The organism is Clostridium sp. AF34-10BH, assembly GCF_003478095.1.
Taxonomy (GTDB): Bacteria; Bacillota; Clostridia; order Lachnospirales; family Lachnospiraceae; genus Acetatifactor; species Acetatifactor acetigignens.
The window spans coordinates 22,680-45,816 of the sequence record NZ_QUEC01000016.1 but is presented as its reverse complement, the minus strand read 5'-3'; the positions used below and the strand labels follow the sequence as shown (position 1 = coordinate 45,816).

Below are 23,137 nucleotides of genomic sequence, written 5' to 3'. Positions count from 1 at the left end.
TCCGAGAAACTTTACTTATTTTGTTGCCGCCCACTCGTCTAACTGCCGCTGCTTTTCTGCAATAACAGTATCAATCCCTGCATCCTTCAGTGTCTGTCGGAATTTCGGTAAATTTTCATCAGGATCGATTACTCCATTCTCCAGAGGCAGACGATACTCATCCATTACTGCCTGTACAGCCGCCGCTTCTGCCTTCACAGGAGTGGTGTCAAACACAAATCCCAGCGCTTTAGATTTGATTGCATTATCATTAAATTCCTCATATTTTTCATTTAAATCTTCGGGATCCGTATTCCAAATATAACTCAGATAACGATTTCCAAAAGCGTAAGTTGCACTCAGAGTATAGCCGGATGTTTCTCCAGTTACACCGTCCGGATAAGTAATCCACTTTTCGCTTCCTTTTACATGCTGATAGTGTGTACCTTCAATACCCCATACCAACGCATTATATACTTCTGCATCACTATAAAGCAGATTGACAAACTCCAACACTTTTTCAGGATTCTTACAGCTGACAGGGATCGACTGAATAACAGCTCCAACCGTTTGTGTATTTCCAAAAGCCGGATTTACAATTGCTGTACTGCATGGAATACCTGTCATATTGGTGCTGTCTGTAGGCACACCCGGATGAATCAGGGACATTGTGGATGCCACTTTTCCTGTTTTGAAATAAGCTACTCCTGTATCAGGATTCGTTGAAGCATCTGGAAGAATATAGCCCTTCTCATTCCACTCTCTGGCTTTCCTCACACACTCCTCGTAATATTCTGTATCAAAGAGATTTTGCACGGTCAGATCGCCCTGTCCCCAATCCATCAGGACTCCCATGGTATCACCCAGCCCATCATATGTTTTAAAAAGGCTTTCCAGAATGCTGGTTCCCTGGCTTTGCGGCTGCGTTACATACTTGTCCGGTTCTCCCTCTTTAATTCTGGCAAAAAGGTCATCTAATTGTTCTACTGTTAATCCTGCATCAGCATCAATTCCATATTTCTCGATAATATCATTGCGAAGAATCAGTCCGTATGCACTTGCCATATCACGTATGGTCGGAAATCCATATATTTTTCCGTCAACTGTGGTAGCTTCCATATAGTCGCCGATTACTTCCATTGCATCCGGTGCATATTTACGAACCGTTTCTTCATCCAGCCCAAGCAGTTTATTGGAAGTGACATCACTACTGAATGTAGTTCTGGCTGATGCATTTACCAGATCCAGCTTTTCGCCACTGGTAATCATCAGATTAACCTCCTGCTGATAGTTTGCTCCTGTCATAGGCAAAAGCTTAACCTTGGCACCAATCTTGTCATAAACAATGTTGCTTAGATTCTCCTCTACCAAATCCCAATCTGCCTGCTGTACCCATACATCAAATGCATAAACAATGGTATATGGTTCCTCTCCTTCCTGCACAGTGTCATTCGTTTCACTTTTGTCTGTCTGACCTACGCTCTGATTACCGCTTTCATTTCCACATGCGGAAAGCACTGTACATGCTGCCAACAATAAGGCAAATACTTTACTTACAATTTTCTTTTTCATATCATTTTCTCCTTCCTTTTATGTATGTTTTGTATCTTTTGTAATTAAACTATATCTCTTATAATTATTTCTTTCTCCCTGAATTTCGACCTTCACTTATGAATTTTATACGCTTTTTGTTTTATCGAAATCCAGCTCATGAAATGGATCTTTGTCCTCTCCATCATAATCCGTCAGCTTACTCGCGATCCTTTTCAGATAACTATTTGTGTTTGCAAGAGATCCGCTAATAATATCCTCTTCTGTTATTTTGGCAATTAAAATTTCTCTGGCGGAAGCCATCACCTCTTTCATATTGGATAGATAACTTCCACGTTCCCGATCATATGTTACATAGATAAATCCATCATCTGCTTCCTTTGCATCCGGATAAGAAACTTCTCTCTCGTCTAATAGTAATTTATAAGGGAACGTTTTTCCTTCATCCTCTGACAGCATTGCCGTAAGATTATTTCTTCCACTAAACTTAAAATGATTGATCAGCAGGATTCTACCTGAACGCAATCTTGTAATATGGAATCTCGAACAGGGACCACCATAGCCAGTGTCAAAATCTTTACTCCAGCTTCTTCCTCCATCATAAGAATTCGATGCGCCAATCCCATACTTTGTCCTAACAAACATTCTTAGGCTTCCATCCTTCATCTCCAAGATCATATGTTCATCATAATGCCGGTCTTTCACGTCTGCAAAGCCAAGCTTCTGAAAGGTTTTCCCGCAATCATTGGTAGCATAAACAAAGGAGCCTTTTTCCGTAATTTTAGTATCATATTCTTCTGATAATACTCTTATACCATCATTCCATACAGCAATCGGGAACAACCATTCACCAGATTTCACCACTATAGGTTTATTCATCATTACATTATGGCCTACCAGAAATTCTTCTCCCCAAACCAGCTCCTCTGCATCAGGATCTCGGCAAACAGATGCATATAAACCATCGTCCGGACACTTTGCCCATGTCAGCCAAAGTTCTCCCAATGAATCTATCCAAAGGCATGGGTCATAGCATCTTCCATTATCTTCTTTTACAATAACAATCGGTTCCGAGAAATGATTCCCTCCGTCATCCGACTTAATTACGATCACATAATTTCCTATTTCTTCCTTGACTCCACCTGAATAGAAAGTAAGGAAAATCCTTCCTCGTTTTGTCACCTCAATGCTTGGGATTCCTTGCCATAGGCGTTTTGAAGCCCTGTATTTTTGTAATTCCTTTGTTTCCGTATACAACATAATCGTTTCCTCCAACAGACTTATATCCATGTTTTCTGCATCTTCTTTAAAAATACAGGAGCTGTTATATCAACGGAACAACGGACAATGCAGCCCCTCTTTTTTCATTTTCTAAATATACAGTATATATAATATATAATTTATGATCTGCTTCATAGGCGCATGGGTAACACCACGCTTTTCCATAACCTAATCTGTCGGAAAAGCCATTTTGTAGTATAATGCCTGTCTCAAAGGTACTTTCTTTGGGTTTGGAGAATGCGAGTACAAGTTTTTCTCTTCCCGGATACCAATTTCCTATTATATAATTTCTACCATCAGAAAGCGTGCCCGCATATATTTTTGAATCTGAAAAAGGAATATCATAGGAAAAGGCATCCGACCATGTCTCGCCATAATCCTGTGATAAATATACAAGCGGAACTTTTCGCTCGTCATCTCTCGAAAACATGGCAATTTTATTATCTTCTATGATTGCGGTAATTTCCGGATGTACCAGCTTAGAACCATCAGGTAAGTCTCCATTTTCCTGAATATATACTAATCTCCAATCATCATCTATTTTCCCGGAATCCGAAATAAGTACCGCCGGAGTATTCGGGAAGCCATCTAGTTCAGCAATACGTCCCGGCAAAAGCAATTTCCCATTTGCCATCTTATACACATTCGTATTTAGCTTAAAAGGAATCGGTTTGGACCATAAAAATTCAAAACAGTCCTTTTCCTCTTGAAATACATAAAGATCAAGAGCATGAATATGATCTGCTGATACCATTTCATTAATAAGCATATATAGTTTATCTTCGCAAATACCGTACACTGGTGGGCAGAACAAAATTTTGCCGGTTTGATCCTCCGCTATCGTTTCAATATCACTCCATGTCTTTCCACCGTCTTTTGACCTTTTTTGTCTGATTGGAGTAGGTCCGATCAGTTCTTTTTCCTCGCAATTATACCAGGCAGCAAATAGCGTTCCATGATATTCTATAATAGCTGCTTCATGCAAAAAAGCATATTTATCATCCGGGCCGGCGACTTCATATATCTCTGTTTCACTGTTATCCTTTAAGCTTATTTCTTTTTCAGCCATATTCAGATGTCCTAACATATTATATAGTTGTTTATCTTCCTTTGAAAAAAAATCAAACATTTTGTTCCTCCCTTTCCATATCATTCTTTTCATTTAGGATCAACTATAGTATAATCTGCTATTATGTTCTGACTCTACTTGAAACTCGACCTTCACTTATGATTTTTATACAAAAAGACCTGATCCTCAAAGATCAGGTCTTTCCATCCCACCGTTTTTTCGATATTCATTTGGTGAAATTCCTACTTCTCTTTTAAACATTGCAGAAAAATTAGACATATTTTCATAGCCGCACCGGGATGCAATCTCACATACGGAAATCTTTGGGTTTAACAGCAATCCTTTTGCCATATTTACCTGTTCCCTTAAAATATAGCGATTTACCGAACATCCCATTTCCTTTTTAAATCGTCTATCCAGGTAATCCGGATTTAAATACAGTGCTGAAGCAACTTTTATCCTATTCAGTTCCTCATCGAGATGGGTCTGTATATAATAAATCGTTTGTTCCCTGATCCCACTTAAGTTCGATACATCCTGCATGATCCTGGAAACAGCTCCCATAGTTTCCTCAATCCATGCATCCATTTCCTCCAGTGAACCAATTGCTGTTACTCTGTTACATCCATTTTCTCTATCATATAAAAATTGATGTGCCTGAATTCCATTTTCCTGAAGTGTCGAATAGAACAACTGTTCCAAATCATACTGAAGCATTTGAAGTGCTCTCCTATTTAACTTTGCCTCATTGTCTTTTCCCCAAAGCCATTTTCGGATTATATCTTGAAGTTCCACAGTCTTGCCATTATCAATATATGCTTTCCATAGCGTCATATCAGGCATACCAATTGCTTCACTGTTTTTAGGCATATTTATAATATCCAAAATCTGTCTTCTACTGCAAACATTATTCCATGCAAACTGTCGAAGCTTATCTACCATGGACTGTACTTCTCTCCCTGTACACACTTCTCCTATGCATATTCCAATTTTTTCGTATAATCTTTCTGTCTTAAATTGCTGTAATATCGCATCTTTTAATATTATGCCATTTCTTTCAGTGCCAGAACTCAGCCACTCGTCTGAAATAAAAACCAGGCCTGCAAATTCTTTTTGAGACAATACCGGAAGCAGAAAGTCACCAGCCACTGTTCCCAAGTCCTCTTTTACCTTCTTCCTGGTCTGCTTTATGTCTTCTTCTGCTTTGTCATTTGCATATTGATAAAATAAAATTGGGATCAGCCTTCTATCTTGCTCCTCTTTCCATTGCTTCTCCTCATATTCTTCACACTCCCTGTTCGGATCATCACGTAGTCCTCTGAGCATTTCCTCCCAATATTTTTCTTTCCATACTGGTTTTAACTGGTTCCATACAATTCCTTCTTCCTGTAACTGCGCCTGATGACGCTCTCTTTCAATCTTAGTGACAAGATTTTTCATCACCTTAATAATATCATCTTCCATGACCGGTTTAAGCAGATAATCATAACATCCGTATCGCAAGGCAGTTCTGACATAAATAAACTCCGCATGGCTTGTCAACATGACGATTTCTAAATCCGGAAAATTTTCCTTTGCCTTTTTTGATAATTCCAATCCATCTGTCTGAGGCATTTCAATATCGCAGATCATAATATCAATTTTTTTCTCATTTAAAATTCGAACAGCGCTAACTGCATTTGTAGCAGAATAAATCTCCGTAATACCCAGCATCCCCCAGTCCGTTACTGTAACTACTTCTTCTACCACCAGATATTCATCATCTACAATAAGTAAGTTCATAGCTGATCTCCATTCCAACATCTTTTTCTAGTTATCTTATAGTTTCCCTTTTGTTCATTTTGGTACATTTATGACAACGCTAACTCCTCCACTGTCCCGATTTGTAACCTTGACACTGGCAGCCTCTCCATAATGCATGTGCATTCTATCTACTATATTTTTTATTCCAATATGCTCCCTATCGTTTTTCACAATTTTCTCATTTTGGTTTATTTTTTTAAGAATGTTCTCCTCAATTCCTTCTCCATTATCCTGAATTTCAATTTTTATATTGTCTCCCTCTACTTTGGCTGAAACGACAATCATCAAATCATTCGAGAAATCCGTGGAATATTTGATTGCATTTTCCACAAAAGTTAATACACACATAGCCGGCACCATGCTGATTTCTGCTTCCGGCTCTATTTCACACTGAAGATGCATAGCACCCGCAAAACGAAACTTTTGAATCGCCATATAGTTTAACATAAAATTGATTTCCTCCTTCAGAGGAACCATTTCTCCTTGACGAGCAAACACACTTTTAAAATAATTTATCAGATATGTTAGAAGAATATTTACCTGATTGTTATCTTTTCTTTTATTCAACATATAAATAGTATTTAAAGCATTTAAAAAGAAATGAGGGTTAATCTGAAGCATTAAATATTGTTTATACAGCTCAGACTGCTTTTTTTCTTTCTCATAAACATCAATTTTCAGAATTTTAATTTTTTCCATCATATTGTTAAAGTTTTTACTGACAATATGATACTCTTCCCAGTTGTCAAACTCCGGCATTTTAAGATCTATTCCTTCTTCATCCACCTTTTGCATTACTGATACAATCCTTTTTACCGGATTTGTAAACCAGTGATACATGGAAATATAAAGAGCAAAAAGCAGTATGATCAAAATCACAGCAAAAACCATACTGAAGTTTAATAACGGTCTGATTTCTTCAAATAGCTTTTCTGAAGGAATTACAATTCTTACACCCACATCTGTTTCTTGAATTGGCAGTTCTATTTTTAGATCTTTCCCTGACTCGTTGTCTAAAATCATTGTGCCAATTTTATAGTAAGAAACATAATAATCACTTAGTTGTACAGCTTGCATTGTTTCAATCAGTCGATTAAGGCTCACTGCACAGCCAATCCCCACACCATCCTTTGATACAACTCTGATTAAATATTGATAACCTTCTGCATCAAACAGCTCCCATTTTTCTGTAGGTTCTCTACTCTCCAATAACCTTTTCAACTGTTCTCTGATATTCTGACTTTGTATTTTTGCTTTCTTTTTTGCAGATTCCACCATCATGATATCTGCATATTTGTCTTGAAATATAAAAAAGTAATCAGCAGAACTATAAACAAGAATATCCTCATTCAATTGATTATACAGCCGCTGTCTTGACAAATTGTTCATAGATTCTTTATCCTCTTCACAATTAGTCATACCATAATAATCCGCCGTTTCGCTTATTCTAAGAAGATAGTCCGAAACATTGCTCAAATTATTTTCTACATCGCGTGTATAGTACTCCCCCATAGAATGATAAGTCTTTTTTGCCTGTTTCCAAGTCGTACGAGCTGCACTGATGCAACTACATAAAAGCATTATTATCATGCAAAAAATAATTACAGATATAAGACTATTCATGCAAATTACAACAGATTTTTTCATTTTGCTTAACATGATTTCGCCTTTCTTAAGAGCACCAACCGTTGTGACACCAGCACCGTATATATATTTCTATCTAATATAGTATCATATTCTTGTGTAACTTCCGCTTGAATATCGACTTTTGATACCTAATTTTCGACTTCTTTTACCTGATTATCGACTTCTTTACAATATTATCTTCTTTTTCATTTATTATTTCGAGCTCATGATACCACGACGCAAAAGAAGCCGCCAGTCTCTGTTTTCACATAACTGGCGGCTTCCTCTTGATATCTTATATTCTCTTACAGAAATTCTTTGACAGACTTGTAAACGCCCTTGGCATCCAGACCGTACTTCTCTACCAGAGCAGCAGCGGAACCGGACTCACCGAAGACATCCTGCATGCCGACCTTCTTCACAGGCACGGGATGATTTGCGCACAGACAGTCGCAGACAGCGCTTCCCAGTCCACCAATCACGGAATGCTCTTCCACGGTCACTACCTTGCCGGTCTTCTTGGCGCTGTTAATGATGATCTCCTCGTCCAGAGGCTTGATGGTACAGATATTTACAACCTCTGCACTGATGCCTTCCTCTTCCAGCATCTTTGCTGCACCCAGAGCGGAATCTACGCAGATACCAGTGGCTACGATGGTGACATCCTTACCTTCACGGACTACGGTTCCCTTACCGATCTCGAAATGATAACCGGGATGATCATTGATCACGGGTACTGCAGCACGTCCGAAACGAATATATACAGGTCCTTCATATTCCAGAGCGGCACGAACAGCGGCTCTTGCTTCCACATCATCGGAAGGGCACATTACTACCATGCCGGGAATGGTACGCATCAGAGCGATATCCTCGTTACACTGGTGGGTAGCGCCGTCCTCACCTACGGTGATACCTGCATGGGTCGCACCGATCTTGACATTCAGATGAGGGTAACCGATAGAGTTCCGTACCTGTTCAAAGGCACGTCCTGCTGCGAACATTGCAAAAGAGCTTACGAAGGGAATCTTACCTACCAGAGACAGTCCTGCAGCCACACCCATCATGTTGGACTCTGCGATACCGCAGTCGATGTGGCGGTCGGGATATGCCTTACGGAAGATTCCGGTCTTGGTAGCTGCTGCCAGGTCGGCATCCAATACGACCAGATTGGGGAATTCTTCTGCCAGCTCCTTCAGGGAGTTACCATAGCTTTCTCTGGTTGCGATTTTTTTCACGGTATTCTCTGCCATTACTGCTCACCTGCTTTCTCTAATTCTTTTTCGATCTTATCAAGGTCTGCCATTGCCACTGCATACTCCTCATCGTTGGGAGCCTTGCCGTGCCAGTCCACACTGTTCTCCATGAAGGAAACGCCCTTACCCTTCAGGCTATGGAATACGATACAGGTGGGCATGCCCTTGGTCTCTCTTGCTTCCTTGAATGCTGCACGGATCGCATCAAAGTCATGAGCATCTGCATTGATTACATGGAAATTGAATGCCTCGAACTTCTTATCGATAGGATAAGGAGAGCATACCTGGTCGATAGGTCCATCGATCTGCAGATTATTGTTATCTACCATAACACAGAGGTTGTCCAGCTTACGGAAGCCTGCGAACATGGCTGCCTCCCATACCTGACCTTCCTCGATCTCACCGTCACCCAGCAGTGTGTATACACGGAAATCACGATTCTCCATCTTTGCACCCAGTGCCATACCTACTGCTGCGGAAATGCCCTGTCCCAGGGATCCGGAAGACATATCCACGCCGGGGATATGGATGCAGGGATGACCCTGCAGATAGGAACCCAGGTGACGCAGAGTAGGCAGATCCTCTACCGGGAAATATCCTCTGTAAGCCAGTGCGGAATAGAGTCCGGGAGCTGTATGACCCTTGGACAGTACGAATCTGTCACGCTCCTCCATATCGGGATTCTGTGGGTCAATGTTCATCTCCTCAAAATATAAAAATGTAAAAATATCTGCGGCTGACAGGGATCCACCGGGATGTCCCGCTTTCGCACCATGAACTGCGGTCACAATGCCCTTGCGGACATCATTGGCACGCTTTTGCAGTTCTAAATTCTTCATTGTCTCCTCCATTCCGCCATATTGGCTTGTCTGTTGCGATTTACGTTGTTATACTAGCATACTTACGAATGCTAGTCTAGTAAAAGAATTGCTCTTCTACCGTAAAATATTGCGGTGGCAAATTCCAGCATACAGTTCAGACCTCCATTCATAAATTTGTTCGTTCCACTCACAAATTCATTTCATGGAGGTGCGCTCCGCTAATAGAATTTGTCATATAGTGCTCTGTGTGCAAGCACCCTCGCACTATAAGCCAAATTCTATTTCTGAACTGTTTGGCCATAGTATGCATTCTTTCCATGCTTGCGATTATAGTGCTTATCCTGCAGCTCCTGCGGTGCCGGCTGAATTCTGGGGTTGATCGTCTCTGCACGATAAGCCATTTTTGCCACCTCTTCCAGTACTACCGCATTGTGGACAGCCTCTCTGGCATCCTTGCCCCAGGCAAAAGGCCCATGGTTCTTGCACAGAACGGCAGGCACTGCTTTCGGGTCCTTGCCCAGACGTTTGAACTCGTTGACAATCAAGTGTCCGGTATTTTCCTCGTAAGCGTCCTCGATTTCTTCCTTTGTCAGGCAGCGCACGCAGGGAACCGGACCGTAGATATAATCTGCATGGGTGGTTCCGTAGCAGGGAATGTCTCTTCCCGCCTGTGCCCAACTGGTAGCATAGGAAGAATGGGTATGCACGATACCGCCGATCTCCGGGAACGCCTTGTACAGCTCCAGATGAGTTGCAGTGTCGGAAGAGGGATTCAGATCCCCTTCCACCTTATTGCCGTTCAGATCCATGACTACCATCATCTCCGGTGTCAGCTTGTCATAATCCACACCACTGGGTTTGATCACGAACAGTCCATTCTCTCTGTCAATGGCGCTGACATTTCCCCAGGTGAAAGTCACCAGACCATACCGGGGCAGATCCATATTTGCTTCATATACTTTCTGTTTTAATTCCTCTAACATATACTTAATCTCATTCCTTTCCACAGCCTGCCAACTTTCCGACACATAGGTATCGTGTACTTCCGTACACTATGCAGGCTCAAATTGCATCTGAAAAATTATTTTGCCGCAACGGCTGCCTTTTCTGCGGGAAGCAGTTTCTTGTACTCTTCCAGGAAAGCATCAAATCCCTTCACATCCTCAGGATCCGGGTTCAGTGTGGTTCCGGTCTGTCCTGCGAAGATCTTGTCATTCAGATAGGAAGAAAGAGTCTCGCCGTCTTTTTTCTCCTTCATGAAAGCTGCCAGAATAGCAATACCCCAGGCACCGCCTTCACTGGCTGTATCCATAACGGTGATCGGTGCGTTCATGCCTGCTGCCATGACACGCTGTCCCACCACGGGAGTCTTGAAGAAGCCGCCATGGCCCATCAGGGAATCCACGGCTACATGCTCTTCTTTTAACAGAATGTCCATGCCAATCTTCAGGGTAGCAACTGCGCTGTACAGATGGGAACGCATGAAGTTTGCCAGTGAGAAATCCGCATCGGGAGTTCTTACCACCATGGGACGCCCTGCATCCAGTCCGGTGATGGGCTCTCCTGAGAAATAATTGTATGCTGTCACGCCGCCGCAGTCCGCAGCACCTTCCAGTGCCTTGCGGTACAGCACGCCGTACAGTTCATTCTTATCTACTTTTACGCCAAAGCTCTCTGCACATTCGCCCAGAAGATTTACCCAGGCATTCAGATCGGAGGTACAGTTGTTGCAGTGTACCATAGCTACCGGCATACCGTCGGGAGTGGTGACCATATCGATCTCTTCGTGTACTTTTTCCATAGCCTTCTCCAGTACCACCATAGCGAAAATGGAGGTTCCGGCAGAGACATTACCGGTGCGGACTGCCACACTGTTGGTGGCTACCATGCCGGTTCCCGCATCACCTTCGGGAGGACACATGGGTGCGCCGGGCTGTAAGGTTCCGGTGGAATCCAGTAATTTTGCACCTTCCGCGGTCAGAACACCGGCAGGCTCTCCGGCTACCAGTACCTTCGGCAGAATGTCACGGATCTTCCAGTCAAAATTGTGTAAGCCATCGAACTGATCCAGCATCTTCTGATCAAAATCCATAATGGTGGAATCAATGGGGAACATACCTGCTGCCTCACCGATGCCCAGCACCTTTTCTCCGGACAGCTTCCAGTGAATGTATCCTGCCAGGGTGGTGAAGAATGCGATATCCTTCACATGATCTTCTCCGCTCAAAATAGCCTGATACAGATGTGCAATGCTCCATCTCTGGGGAATGTTGAAATTAAATACCGGGATTAGCTTCTTGCAGGCTTCTTCCGTCATGGTATTTCTCCAGGTACGGAAAGGCACCAGAAGTTCTCCGGCTGCATTGAACGGCATATAGCCGTGCATCATTCCGCTGAATCCCAGAGAGCCCAGGGTGGTCAGCTTCTCACCGTATTTTGCCTCTACATCGTCTGTCAGGCTCTTGTAGCATCCTTGCAGACCTTTCCAGATATCTTCCAGGCTGTAGGTCCAGATGTTGTTCTCCAGACGGTTCTCCCAGTCGTAGGTTCCCATGGCGATGGGTGCGTGGCTCCCATCTACCAGTACCGCTTTGATTCTGGTGGAACCAAACTCAATACCGAGGGCTGTTTTTCCTGTTCTGATCGCTTCTTTTACTGCTTCGTTCATTGTGTTCTCTCCTTTTCACTTCTTTATATTTATCTCATTTTTTATTTCCGTTTTCAGTGCATTCCGCAACAGATTCCCGCTCTACGACACGGGTGTCAAATTCGTAAGTCAGGTCCTTTTTCCTGCCCGCGATCATCTGTAACAATGTCTCCGCTGCTTTTTTCCCCAGATTCTCCTTGGGGTGCGGCAGGGAAGTGATGGGCACCTCGCTGTGTCTCGCCAGATCCGAATCGTCGATGCTGATGACTGACACATCTTCCGGTACCCGGATATTGCGTTCTGTCAACATCCGAATCAACTGAAAAGCAATCTGATCATTGTATGCCAGAAGGGCGGTGCATTCCTCCACCCGATTCAGGATTCTGTCCCGGCAGTAACCAAGTTGCTTCGATTCGTCCGTGTCGATCCACACCATCCGGGAATCCGTCACAGTGAGCCCGGCCTCTTCCATGGCCTTCAGATATCCCAGATAACGCTGTCTGCCCTGACCGTCATCCAGCTTCAGGATTGCCCCGATCTTCTGATGCCCCTTGCCAATCAGATATCTTACGGCCTTGTAGGCCGCCTCCGCATCATTTAACGATACATGCGGTGCCTCCAGTTCGGGATAATAGGTATTGAAAAACAGAAGCGGTATCTTTCTGGCCATCAGGTGCCGGTACAGATCCAGGTTCGGATTCGGCAATCCGCTCTTTGTCCCCTCCATGATCACTCCGGCCACATCGTCCCGTTTCAACAGATCCTTCAGAATACTTTTCTCCCGGTCCAGCGTGTTGTTTGTGAAATAGATCTGGACAGAAAACCCGCTTTCAAATAAAGTATTCTGCATTCCCTGTAAAATTCTGGGGAAAATGTAGCTGTCCACGTAGGTAGTCACCACGGCGATGCTGTTGCGCTGTTCCAGATTCTTCCGGCGGTCAAAGCTCACATAAGTGCCACTGCCACGGATCCTCTGCACCAGCCCGTCCTCCTCCAGCGTGCCGATAGCTTTCCGCACCGTCTGCCTGCTGATATGGAACTGTTCCGACAGCTGATTCTCCGAGGGAACTTTCTCTCCCGGACCTAGTTGTCCGTCTGAGATCTGTTCCTGTATGTAATTAATGAGGTTTTGATATTTTGTCTCCATAATCACTTTCAGTATAATCAGACCACCGTACAAAGTCAATACATCTTTTACCTGTTTTAGGTACATTTGTATATAGTTGTATGGTATACAACCTTGCAGTAAGTCTATCCCGTGGAGTATTCACATATACTCTTACCAACACTCTTTTTCATCAGGTAATCATCGTGCGTAAACGTCCCCCTCTCTCCTTCCCTCAACTACTCATATGTATTAGTCTTCTCTGCGCCCTCACCGGTGCTCTGACCCTTGTAGCTTCCCATACCTCCCCGGATAGACATTTTGAGCAGTTCACCTCCCAACTTTTTCAGGAGGAAATGACTGGCAGTACCCTGAATATGCACTACACCATTGCCGATCCAAAGACCTTTGGCATCTCCGAATATGAACCTGTGCTTCCGATCTACCACTCCGGCCAGCCGGAAGACAGCAAAGAACACTGTTCCGACTTGTTGCACCGGCTTGACCGTATAGACCCTGACAGACTTTCCCCGGAAAATGCCTATACTTACCGGTTATTGCATCGCTCTCTGGAAAATGATCTGGCTCTGGCAGATTTTCCTTATTACAATGAGCCTCTGTCACCTTCCTCCGGAATGCAGTCCCAGCTTCCCGTTCTGCTGGCGGAATACACCTTCCGCACAAAACGGGATGTCACGGATTACCTGGCTCTCCTGGATCAGATAGATGACTATTTTGCCTCCCTGCTTCTCTACGAGCAGGAAAAAGCTGCCGCAGGCTTCTTTATGCCTGCCTGCTCCTCAGAAAAAGTCCGGAAGCAATGTGACACCATTGTCACAACCGAAGAACTGGCACAGGGAACCCATTTTTTACAGACTACTTTTGAAGACCGCCTGTCAGAGCTACAGAAGCAGGGACTTTTTACACCGGAGGAGACTGCCTCTCTGATTGAGACCAACGAACACCTGCTTGCCACGGTGGTGCAGCCCGCCTATGCCGCCCTGTCCGAAGGGCTTCTTTCTCTGGAAACTTCCACCAATGCCGATTCCACTGCATCCGAAACAACTGCCAATGCTGCTTCGGGCGAAAACAACAGTGCCCACAATGGGCTCCCGAAAGGGCTCGCCCTGTTGCCGGACGGAAAGACCTACTATCTCCATCTGCTGTTTTCCGAGACCGGTTCCTCCCGTTCCGAAAAAGAACTGGTGCAGATGCTGCTTGTGCAATTTCAGAAAGAGCAATCTGCGATCCGCAATCTGGCTTCCCAGTCCCCTTCCCTGATTACACTGCTTTCTGAAGAAAATACGGCAGTTTTCCCTCTGGCAGAACCGGAAGAAATGCTCTCGGATCTACAGGCTCGTATGAAAAATGACTTTCCTGTCAGCAGTCCCGTTCCCACCGTCACTGTCAAAGATGTGGTCCCCAGTCTGGAGCCCTATAGTGCACCGGCCTTTTACCTAACCACGCCTCTGGGAGATTCCGACAATAATGTCATATATATAAACCGCCGGAACTCCCCTCAGGGACTGGAGCTCTACACCACACTGGCTCATGAAGGATTCCCGGGACATCTCTACCAGACCGTGTACAGTAACCGCACCTTTTCCAACAGAGACAGGAATCCCGCCAGGAAACTCATCTGGTACGGCGGTTATCTCGAAGGCTGGGCACTGTATGTGGAATTTCTTTCCTATGATTATGCGGCCACTCTGTTGGAACAGGCCGGACAGTCGGATGCCGCACAGTCGGCCCGGCTGGAGAAGCATACCCGCAGCTTGCAGTTGTGCATGTACACTCTGTTGGACCTCCTGATCCACGGAGAGGGCGCCGGATACGATCAGGTGGCAGAGGTTCTTGGGAAATTCGGTATTGATTCTCCCGGGACCTGCGAAGCAATCTACACTTATATCGCAGAAGAGCCCTGTAATTATCCGAAATATTACATCGGTTATCTGGAGATTCTGCAGCTGCAGGACACCGCCAGAAGTCACTGGAAAGATGCTTACTCCGACCTTAGATTCCATACCTTTTATCTGGAACAGGGAACTTCTGATTTTTCCTCACTGGAAGACCTGCTTTTAATGACAAATTAACGTTTTTGTGATAGGATAAAGTGTACGGATCATCAGGTTGGAGGAACCCATGACACAGTTTACAAGCAAGGCTATCGAAGAATCCTTTATCCGGTTGTTGAATGAACGGCCGCTGGATAAGATCACTATAAAAGACATCGTGGATGACTGCGGCATCAGCCGCAACACTTTTTACTATCATTTTCAGGATATCACCGCTCTGCTGGAACACATTCTGAATGCAGATGTGGAGCGGGTACTGTCACAGCATCTGGATATGGACTCCTGGGAGGACGGCTTTATCTCCGCTGCCCGGTTCGCTCTGGAGAATAAGCGTCTAGTCTACCATATTTACAATTCCGTCAGCAGAGAACGGGTGGAGCGCTACCTTTACAGTATCGCCGGAGAGGTCATGCGACTGTATGTATCCAGGATCACGGAACAGGTGGAACATGCGGCTCATAAAAAAGTATTTCCCGAAGATCAGAAAATGGTGGTAGATTTTTACAAATTTGCCCTGGTTGGCATGATTTTAGACTGGCTGAACACCGGAATGAAGAAAGATCCGGAGGGACTGATCCGGCGTGTCGGCGAGATTTTCCACGGAAATATCGAAGCAGCCCTGACCCGTGTGTCCCGTTAATTTGGACATTTGTCCATGTTTGCACATATTTTGGATTATTTAAGAGCAATGCGCAATTTTTGTGCATTGCCTTTTTTTGTCCGTTTTCAAGACTGGATTCCTTGCATACAATACCAATTGAGAAAGAATCGACAACGAAAGGAGCCCTGTTTTATGAAATTTGGTAAATGGGTCGTAAAATGCCGTATTCCTATTCTGATACTGGCAGTTGCACTACTGGTCCCTTCCCTGATCGGTATGATCATGACGCGGATCAATTACGATATGCTGACTTACCTGCCCGGTGATATTGACACGGTAGTGGGTCAGGATATTCTGATGGATGAATTTGGAAAAGGAGCCTTTTCCTTCGTTATTATCGAGGGAATGGATCCCAAGGATGTCTCCTCCCTTCGGGAAGATATTTCCCATGTAGATCATGTGGACACCGTTCTTTGGTATGACGATTTCGCAGATGTTTCCGTTCCCATGGAAATACTTCCTTCCAAACTATATGACGCTTTCAATTCCGGTGACAGCACCATGCTAGCGATCTTCTTCGATACCTCCACCTCCTCCGACGATACTATGGAGGCGATCACAGCGATCCGCAGCATTGCCGGCAAGCAGTGTTTTGTCTCCGGTATGTCCGCCATGGTCACCGACCTGAAGGATCTGTGCGAAAAAGAGGAACCGATTTATGTAGGTATTGCCGTTGCACTGGCCTGCGTAGCCATGATGATCTTCATGGACAACTGGATCACACCGTTTGTTTTCCTGATGAGTATCGGTATGGCAATCCTCTTAAATATGGGTACCAACTATTTCCTCGGAGAGATCTCTTACCTGACCAAAGCACTGTCCGCTGTCCTGCAGCTGGCTGTAACCATGGACTACTCTATTTTCCTCTGGCACAGCTACGAAGAACAGAAGAGTATGTATGAGGATAACAAGGAAGCCATGGCTGTAGCCATCAACAACACTCTGACCTCCGTGGTCGGAAGTTCCATCACCACGGTAGCCGGATTTATCGCTCTGTGCTTTATGAGCTATACCTTAGGTCTGGATCTTGGTATTGTCATGGCCAAGGGTGTCATCCTGGGTGTCATCGGTTGTGTCACAACGCTTCCTTCCATGATCCTGGTACTGGATAAGTTATTACAGAAGACCAGTCACAAATCCCTGCTGCCGGATATGGGAAAAGTTGCTTCAGGTATCACCAAAGTATTCCCGGTATTCCTGATCCTGTTCCTGGGGCTGGTACTTCCTTCTTATCTGTCTTATAAGGCAACCAACAATGAAGTGTATTACGATCTCGGTGAAACCCTTCCCGAAGATATGGCCTACGTGGTAGCCAACAGCAAATTGCAGGAAGACTTCGGTGTAGGTGCCACCCATATGGTACTGGTAAGCACCGATGTATCTGACACTGACGTACGTGCCATGATCCACGAGATGGAAAACGTCGAGGGTATCAAATATGCTCTGGGTCTGGAATCCGTAGTGGGCCCCCTGGTACCAGAGGAAATGCTTCCGGAATCCGTAAAAGAAGTATTAAAGAGTGATGACTGGGAACTCCTTCTGGTGAACTCCGAATATAAGACCGCTACCGATGAGGTAAATGCCCAGATCAATGAGCTGAATACTATTTTGAAAAAATACGATTCCAAGGGCATGCTGATCGGTGAAGCTCCCTGTACCAAGGATCTGATCGAGACCACCGACGAGGACTTCAAAGTTGTAAATACCGTCTCTATCGTAGCGATCTTCGTGATCATTGCTCTGGTAGAAAAAAGTATTACCCTGCCGCTGATCCTGGTAGCTGTTATCGAGTTGTCCATCTTCATCAATCTGGGCCTTGCTCACCTGACAGGAACGTCACTTCCTTTCATTGCCCCGATCTGTATCAGTACGATTCAGCTGGGTGCTACTGTGGACTACGCTATTCTGATGACCACAAGATACAAGCAGGAACGCTACGAAGGCAGGGACAAACGTGAAGCTGTCACCAACGCCCTGAAGGTATCCATTCCTTCCATTATCGTCAGCGCCATGGGACTGTTCTCCGCCACCTTCGGTGTTGCCCTGTATTCCGACGTGGACATTATCAGTTCCCTCTGTGATCTGATGGCAAGAGGCGCTATTGTAAGTATGTTTGCTGTTATCCTGTTCCTGCCGGCCATGTTCATGCTGTTCGACAAGATGATCTGTGTCACCAGCATCGGCTTCCGGAACAAGAATGCAGAACCCTCCAATACATTGAAAGAAAGGACGGCATAAGATTATGATCAATTTGAAAAAACAAGCCTGGAGAACCGGGGCTCTGTGCCTCGCCGGTGTGGTAGCCTTAAGTGTTACCGGTGTCTCCGTATATGCAAAAACTTCCGAAAAGAAAGAGACCGAGGTCAAGGAGCAGATCCGGGATGCCGTAGATGACATCTGGAAATCCGAAGATACCTCCGCAGCCTCCATTGATGAGACCGTCTATGTGATCCTGAATGCAGACGGAACCCAGCAGAAGATCTACGTCAGCGACTGGCTGAAGAATCAGGGAGAAAAAGATTCCTACACCCAGAGCAATCCCGATAAGGAGGCTCCCATTTCCCTGAAAGTTACTTATACGTTGGACGGCAAGGAGATCTCCCCCTCAGATCTGAACGGCCAGAGCGGTCATGTAGTGATCCGCTATGATTACACGAACGAATTATATGAGACCCGTGAGATTGCCGGAAAAGAGGAAAAGATTTATGTTCCTTTTGCGGTAATGACCGGTATGATCCTGGATAATGACAATTTCAGCAATATTAAGGTGTCCTCAGGTAAGGTCATCAACGACGGCAGCCACAGCGTTGTCACCGGTATCGTCTTCCCCGGACTGGGTACGAACCTGGATATGGAAGAGGATTTCGACGATTATCTGGAGATTGAGGCCGATGCAACGGATTTCACCATGAATGAATCCTACTGCATCGCCACCAATTCCGTCTTCTCCCGTCTAGATTTCAGTAATGTGGATGATCTCGATGACCTGACAGAGGCAATGGATGATCTGGCGGATGCTACCAACAAACTGTTGGACGGGACTTCCGATCTTTATGATGGTGTCACAGAGCTTTATGACAAATCCGGTGACTTGCAGGATGGTGTAAAAGAACTGTCCGATGGTTCCAACGACCTCCGGGATGGCGCTTACAAAGTAGCTGACGGTACTGTCACTTTAAGAGGCGGTGTCGGTTCTCTGCGGAGCGGCATCGGTACACTGCAGGAGGGCACCAAGACCCTGTTAGCAGGTACACGGAGCCTGCAGTCCGGTACTAATGATCTGAAGAATGGTCTCGGTCAGCTGACTGCACAGAATGATACTTTGAACGGCGCTGCCGGCCAGGTATTCGATACTTTGTTGAAAACTGCAGCTTCCCAGTTAACGGCTGCCGGTCTCACGCTTCCGGAAGAATTGACAATATCTAATTATGCGACCATATTAAATACTCTGTATCAGCAAATGGAGCCTCTCTCGGATGCTGACGTTGCTCTGGGATATGTCCTCCAGCAGGCCGGACTGACAATTGAAAAATATCAGGGTATGATTCAGGCATCCCAGAGCGTATCCTCAGGTGATGCCGCACTTCAGGCAAATTTGAAAACCATTCAGGATAAAGCCACAAGTCTTTCACAAGCTGCCGGCAGCATTGCTGCCTTGAAAGCTTCTCTGGATGGCTATAATCAGTTCTACACCGGTCTCCAGACTTACACCGCCGGTGTAGCATCCGCAAGTGCCGGTGCTTCCAAACTGGCTGACGGTTCCGCCCAGGTCGTTGCCGGTGCTTCCCAGTTAAAGGATGGCGCTGACAAACTGGCAGACGGAAGTAAAGAGCTGTATGATGGTGCTGATACTTTAGTAGAAGGTGCCAGAGATCTGGCCTCCGGCAGCGGCAAACTGGCTAACGGCGTAAACGAGCTTTCCGATGGAAGCGATAAGCTGATCGATGGTATCAGTCAGCTGAAGGATGGTTCCAAGGAATTAAAGGACGGCATGATCGAATACAATGACGAAGCCATCAGCAAACTGACTGATATGGATACCGATGAACTTCAGGAAGTGATCGATCGTATGAAAGCTACCTCTTCCGTATCCGAAAATTACAACTCCTTCACCGGAGACAATAACGGTATGGACAGCAGTGTGAAATTTATCTACAAGATCAACGCTGTAAAATAAAACATCACAAGCACGTAACTTGACAAAGCCCCTCTCCTTTTCTATACTTGCAAAAGGAGAGGGGCTTTTCACTTCCTATATTCCGCTTCCGATAACAGAAAGGCATACAAATTCCCATGGAACAACTATTATTCAGTCTCAATGCAACGATTCCCGTATTCCTGGTCATGGTGATCGGTTATGTTTTACAGCAGCTGCATGTTACCAACGACTCTTTTGTCAAAACCCTGAATTCATTCAATTATAAAATCACCCTGCCCGTACTTTTGTTCAAGGACATGTCCACTGCAGATTTTTACAGTGTATGGGATACCGGTTACGTGCTGTTCTGCTTCTTCGTGACCCTGTTCTGCATCGTCATCACCTGGGTCGTGGCAGGCATTTTTTATAAGAACAAATCCCGCCTGGGAGAGCTTGTCCAGGCAAGCTATCGAAGCAGTGCCGCTGTCCTGGGTATCGCCTTTATACAGAACATCTACGGAAACTCCGGCATGGCTCCCCTGATGATCGTAGGTACGGTTCCCCTGTACAATATCGCTGCCGTACTGATCCTGTCCTTCACCGGACCGGACGCGAAGGGCTTCGATAAAGAATCCCTGCTGAAATCCTTAAAAGGGATCATCACGAATCCGATCATTATCAGTATCGCCCTGGGTATGTTGTCCAGCGCCTGCCGGATCAGTTATCCCGTGATCATCTCGAAGACCATCAGCAATATCGCCGTGTTGGCAACCCCATTGGCCCTGATCGGCCTCGGTGCCGGATTCGAGGGTAAAAAAGCCTTAAAGCTTTTAGCCCCCACCGGAGTGGCAACCGTGTTAAAGCTGGTAATATGGCCAGCTCTGTTTCTGCCACTGGCCGTGTATTTCGGCTTCACCGGAGAAAAACTGGTGGCGATCCTCATTATGCTGGGCTCTCCCACCACTGTAAGCTGTTATATCATGGCGAAAAACATGAACCACGAAGGAACTTTGACTTCCAGTGTGGTCGTAGCCACCACTTTTTTAAGTTCCATCACCCTGACGGTGTTCTTGTTCATTTTGCGAAGCTTGCAGTTGATTTAGTTATATGATGCCCACGAATTGTTCCGTGCTGCGCACTCTCACAATTCTACCCAATATTCGCATATCGTGGGATTATCATCCCATTTTTCCCGCAAGGAAAATACTTGCCACTGTTCCCGCTAACGTTGCCAGCAATGCCCCCGGCAGCGTGTAGCGGGTTTTTGTTACTTTTGCTGCCAGAAAATACACGCTCATGGTGTAAAAAATAGTCTCGGTACAGCTCATGAGGATCGAAGTCAGCATCCCGGCATAAGAATCCGGCCCACAGGTCTTAAAAATATCCAGTACCAGCCCGGTTGCCGCAGAGGAAGAGAACATTTTCACAATGAGGAGCGGTATCAGCTGTGCCGGAAGTCCCACCGCCTGTGTGGCAGGTCCGATCAGATGCCCCAGCAGGTCAAAAAAGCCGGAGGTCCTGAGAATCCCCACTGCCATCATCAATCCTACCAGTGTCGGAAGGATCTCCACAACGATGCGCAGGCCCTCTTTGGCCCCTTTCAAAAAAGTCTCATAGACCTTCACCCCCGAGACCATCCCATAACCCACGATCCAGAAAATCACCATGGGAATCATAATATCTGACATGTGTGTCAATGTGTTCATCATGATCCTCACCTGTCCTTCCATTTACAGTAAATGATGGCAATGATCGTACTGAACAGTGTGGCCACCAGCGCCGGAGCAATGATCACCGCCGGATTGGCGCTGCCGTACTGGCTGCGATAGGCGATCATATTGACCGGGATCAGCTGTAAGGATGAAATATTCAGAATCAGGAAGGTGCACATTTCGTTGCTGGCTGCCGTGGCCTCTGCTCCATACCGCCGATCCTCCGATCCCTGTCGTCCCTTCTCCGTCCCCTGCCCTGCCACTGGTCGTAACTGCCTGTTCACAGGCTGCATCCTCTGCTGCTCTATCCGTCGCTGTTCTGCCCTCTGTTTCTCCAGCTCCGCCAGCTGCTCCATGGCCTTTAATCCAGCCGGCGTGCAGGCCCAGCCAAGCCCCAGGACATTAGCAATGAGATTCGTGGTTATGTATTCCCCTGCCGGGTGATCCTCCGGGAGCCTGGGGAACATGAATTTCAGAAAGGGGCGAATCCCTTTTGTCATTTTCGCGATCATTCCAGACTCCTGCGCGATCTCCATCAGTCCCATCCACAATGCCATGACCCCCGCCATTGTGATGCAGAGGCTCACGGCCTCTCTGGCACTGTCTAACGCGCCTCCCGTCAGTGCGCTCATCTGCCCGGTACAGACACCATAGATCACGCCTAACAGGATCATTCCTGCCCAGATATAGTTAAGCATCTCATAAACCGCCTGCTATTCCTTCGTTTCACTATATGCGGGCAGCGGTATGTCCTATGCGGCACAGGTCACCTTTGCACGTTGCTCCCGACGGGATGTCACATGCAAAATGAGCCTTGCGGGCAGTGCTCCCTGCCAGATTCAACGCTTCTTATCAGGTGCACTAAAATAAACCTCCCGGGAATAAATTCTCCGGGAGATTTACTCTAAACTACATTTATAAGTTATATTTATTACCTTCGGATCTACAGAGTTCCCTGTGTGAACAGGCTTCTCACATGTGCCACTTCTTCTGCGGTGGCTTTCTCCGCCGGCACATAATAAGACTTCTCTCTGGCGATCTGGTACAGTTCCTCCTGGGACTGCTCACAGGCCGTACGGAACTGCTTCAGTGTCTGTTTTAACTCCTTATTCTCCGACTGGGCGATCATTCCCGCATAACGGGTCAGCTCGCCGTTGATTCCGGCCAGAGTATCTGCTACCATTGTCTTTTCCTGCATTCTGCTGCCTCCTTACTGCAAAAACTTCATAAGCTGCTGTTTGTTCTCCATCGCGCTGCGAGCACCCTTTTCAAAAAACTGTTTTACCTTCGGGTCCTCCGCTTCCTTGGCGTACTCCTGCATTTTGCAATGGGTCGTGTCAAAACCGCCGATCAGATGGCGCAGATTCTGCAGATCTAATTCTGAAATATCACTCATGCTGTTAACCTCCTTTTTCT

Annotated in this window: 19 protein-coding genes; 5 read left to right on the top strand and 14 right to left on the bottom strand. The window is 45.7% G+C overall.

Features of this window, described 5'->3' with window-relative positions:
• Window positions 1-15 precede the first annotated feature (15 nt).
• The 10 genes from DWZ61_RS11545 to DWZ61_RS11500 form a co-directional block, all read right to left on the bottom strand.
• Complete coding sequence (locus DWZ61_RS11545) at window positions 16-1,551, bottom strand: ABC transporter substrate-binding protein (protein ID WP_118538607.1); 1,536 nt, start codon at window positions 1,549-1,551, stop codon at window positions 16-18.
• A gap of 105 nt (window positions 1,552-1,656) precedes the next feature.
• On the bottom strand, window positions 1,657-2,790 hold the full coding sequence (locus DWZ61_RS11540) for a sialidase family protein (RefSeq protein WP_117466031.1): 1,134 nt from the start codon (window positions 2,788-2,790) through the stop codon (window positions 1,657-1,659).
• 64 nt (window positions 2,791-2,854) lie between these two features.
• Window positions 2,855-3,940, bottom strand: a complete 1,086-nt coding sequence (locus DWZ61_RS11535; protein ID WP_172594675.1) for a sialidase family protein — start codon at window positions 3,938-3,940, stop codon at window positions 2,855-2,857.
• A 126-nt stretch (window positions 3,941-4,066) separates the two neighbouring features.
• Complete coding sequence (locus DWZ61_RS11530; protein ID WP_172594674.1) at window positions 4,067-5,662, bottom strand: response regulator; 1,596 nt, start codon at window positions 5,660-5,662, stop codon at window positions 4,067-4,069.
• 54 nt (window positions 5,663-5,716) lie between these two features.
• Complete coding sequence (locus DWZ61_RS11525) at window positions 5,717-7,342, bottom strand: histidine kinase (RefSeq protein ID WP_118538603.1); 1,626 nt, start codon at window positions 7,340-7,342, stop codon at window positions 5,717-5,719.
• 272 nt (window positions 7,343-7,614) lie between these two features.
• Entirely contained in the window at window positions 7,615-8,559 is a 945-nt protein-coding gene (locus DWZ61_RS11520; RefSeq protein WP_022312728.1) for a transketolase family protein, read from the bottom strand.
• Entirely contained in the window at window positions 8,559-9,401 is an 843-nt protein-coding gene (locus tag DWZ61_RS11515) for a transketolase (RefSeq protein ID WP_022312729.1), read from the bottom strand. Before DWZ61_RS11515 ends, DWZ61_RS11520 begins: the two co-directional genes overlap by 1 nt.
• Window positions 9,402-9,661: 260 nt before the next feature.
• On the bottom strand, window positions 9,662-10,366 hold the full coding sequence (locus DWZ61_RS11510) for an L-ribulose-5-phosphate 4-epimerase (RefSeq protein ID WP_118538601.1): 705 nt from the start codon (window positions 10,364-10,366) through the stop codon (window positions 9,662-9,664).
• 98 nt (window positions 10,367-10,464) lie between these two features.
• Complete coding sequence (locus tag DWZ61_RS11505; RefSeq protein WP_118538599.1) at window positions 10,465-12,051, bottom strand: FGGY-family carbohydrate kinase; 1,587 nt, start codon at window positions 12,049-12,051, stop codon at window positions 10,465-10,467.
• Between the two features lie 34 nt (window positions 12,052-12,085).
• Window positions 12,086-13,177: a GntR family transcriptional regulator gene (locus DWZ61_RS11500; protein ID WP_118538632.1), complete on the bottom strand. Its 1,092-nt coding sequence runs from the start codon at window positions 13,175-13,177 to the stop codon at window positions 12,086-12,088.
• A gap of 314 nt (window positions 13,178-13,491) precedes the next feature.
• Between DWZ61_RS11500 and DWZ61_RS11495 the strand changes: the two genes are divergently transcribed.
• The 5 genes from DWZ61_RS11495 (at window position 13,492) to DWZ61_RS11475 (ending at window position 21,112) form a co-directional block, all read left to right on the top strand.
• On the top strand, window positions 13,492-15,228 hold the full coding sequence (locus tag DWZ61_RS11495; protein ID WP_182427058.1) for a DUF885 domain-containing protein: 1,737 nt from the start codon (window positions 13,492-13,494) through the stop codon (window positions 15,226-15,228).
• A 49-nt stretch (window positions 15,229-15,277) separates the two neighbouring features.
• Window positions 15,278-15,850, top strand: a complete 573-nt coding sequence (locus tag DWZ61_RS11490) for a TetR/AcrR family transcriptional regulator (RefSeq protein ID WP_118538595.1) — start codon at window positions 15,278-15,280, stop codon at window positions 15,848-15,850.
• Window positions 15,851-16,003: 153 nt separating this feature from the next.
• Complete coding sequence (locus DWZ61_RS11485; RefSeq protein WP_118538593.1) at window positions 16,004-18,109, top strand: MMPL family transporter; 2,106 nt, start codon at window positions 16,004-16,006, stop codon at window positions 18,107-18,109.
• A gap of 4 nt (window positions 18,110-18,113) precedes the next feature.
• Window positions 18,114-20,048: a hypothetical protein gene (locus tag DWZ61_RS11480; protein ID WP_118538591.1), complete on the top strand. Its 1,935-nt coding sequence runs from the start codon at window positions 18,114-18,116 to the stop codon at window positions 20,046-20,048.
• A 116-nt stretch (window positions 20,049-20,164) separates the two neighbouring features.
• Complete coding sequence (locus tag DWZ61_RS11475; protein ID WP_118504151.1) at window positions 20,165-21,112, top strand: AEC family transporter; 948 nt, start codon at window positions 20,165-20,167, stop codon at window positions 21,110-21,112.
• A 75-nt stretch (window positions 21,113-21,187) separates the two neighbouring features.
• Here DWZ61_RS11475 and DWZ61_RS11470 read toward each other — a convergent pair whose 3' ends face one another.
• The 4 genes from DWZ61_RS11470 to DWZ61_RS11455 all read right to left on the bottom strand — a co-directional run bounded on the left by DWZ61_RS11470 (window position 21,188) and on the right by DWZ61_RS11455 (window position 23,117).
• Window positions 21,188-21,718, bottom strand: a complete 531-nt coding sequence (locus tag DWZ61_RS11470; protein WP_347475436.1) for a nucleoside recognition domain-containing protein — start codon at window positions 21,716-21,718, stop codon at window positions 21,188-21,190.
• Window positions 21,719-21,723: 5 nt separating this feature from the next.
• The gene (locus DWZ61_RS11465; RefSeq protein ID WP_022312739.1) at window positions 21,724-22,419 is read right to left on the bottom strand and encodes a hypothetical protein; all 696 of its coding nucleotides are present in this window, start codon (window positions 22,417-22,419) and stop codon (window positions 21,724-21,726) included.
• Between the two features lie 245 nt (window positions 22,420-22,664).
• On the bottom strand, window positions 22,665-22,919 hold the full coding sequence (locus DWZ61_RS11460) for a spore coat protein (protein ID WP_022152866.1): 255 nt from the start codon (window positions 22,917-22,919) through the stop codon (window positions 22,665-22,667).
• 12 nt (window positions 22,920-22,931) lie between these two features.
• Window positions 22,932-23,117: a hypothetical protein gene (locus tag DWZ61_RS11455; RefSeq protein ID WP_022312740.1), complete on the bottom strand. Its 186-nt coding sequence runs from the start codon at window positions 23,115-23,117 to the stop codon at window positions 22,932-22,934.
• Between the last annotated feature and the right edge of the window lie 20 nt (window positions 23,118-23,137).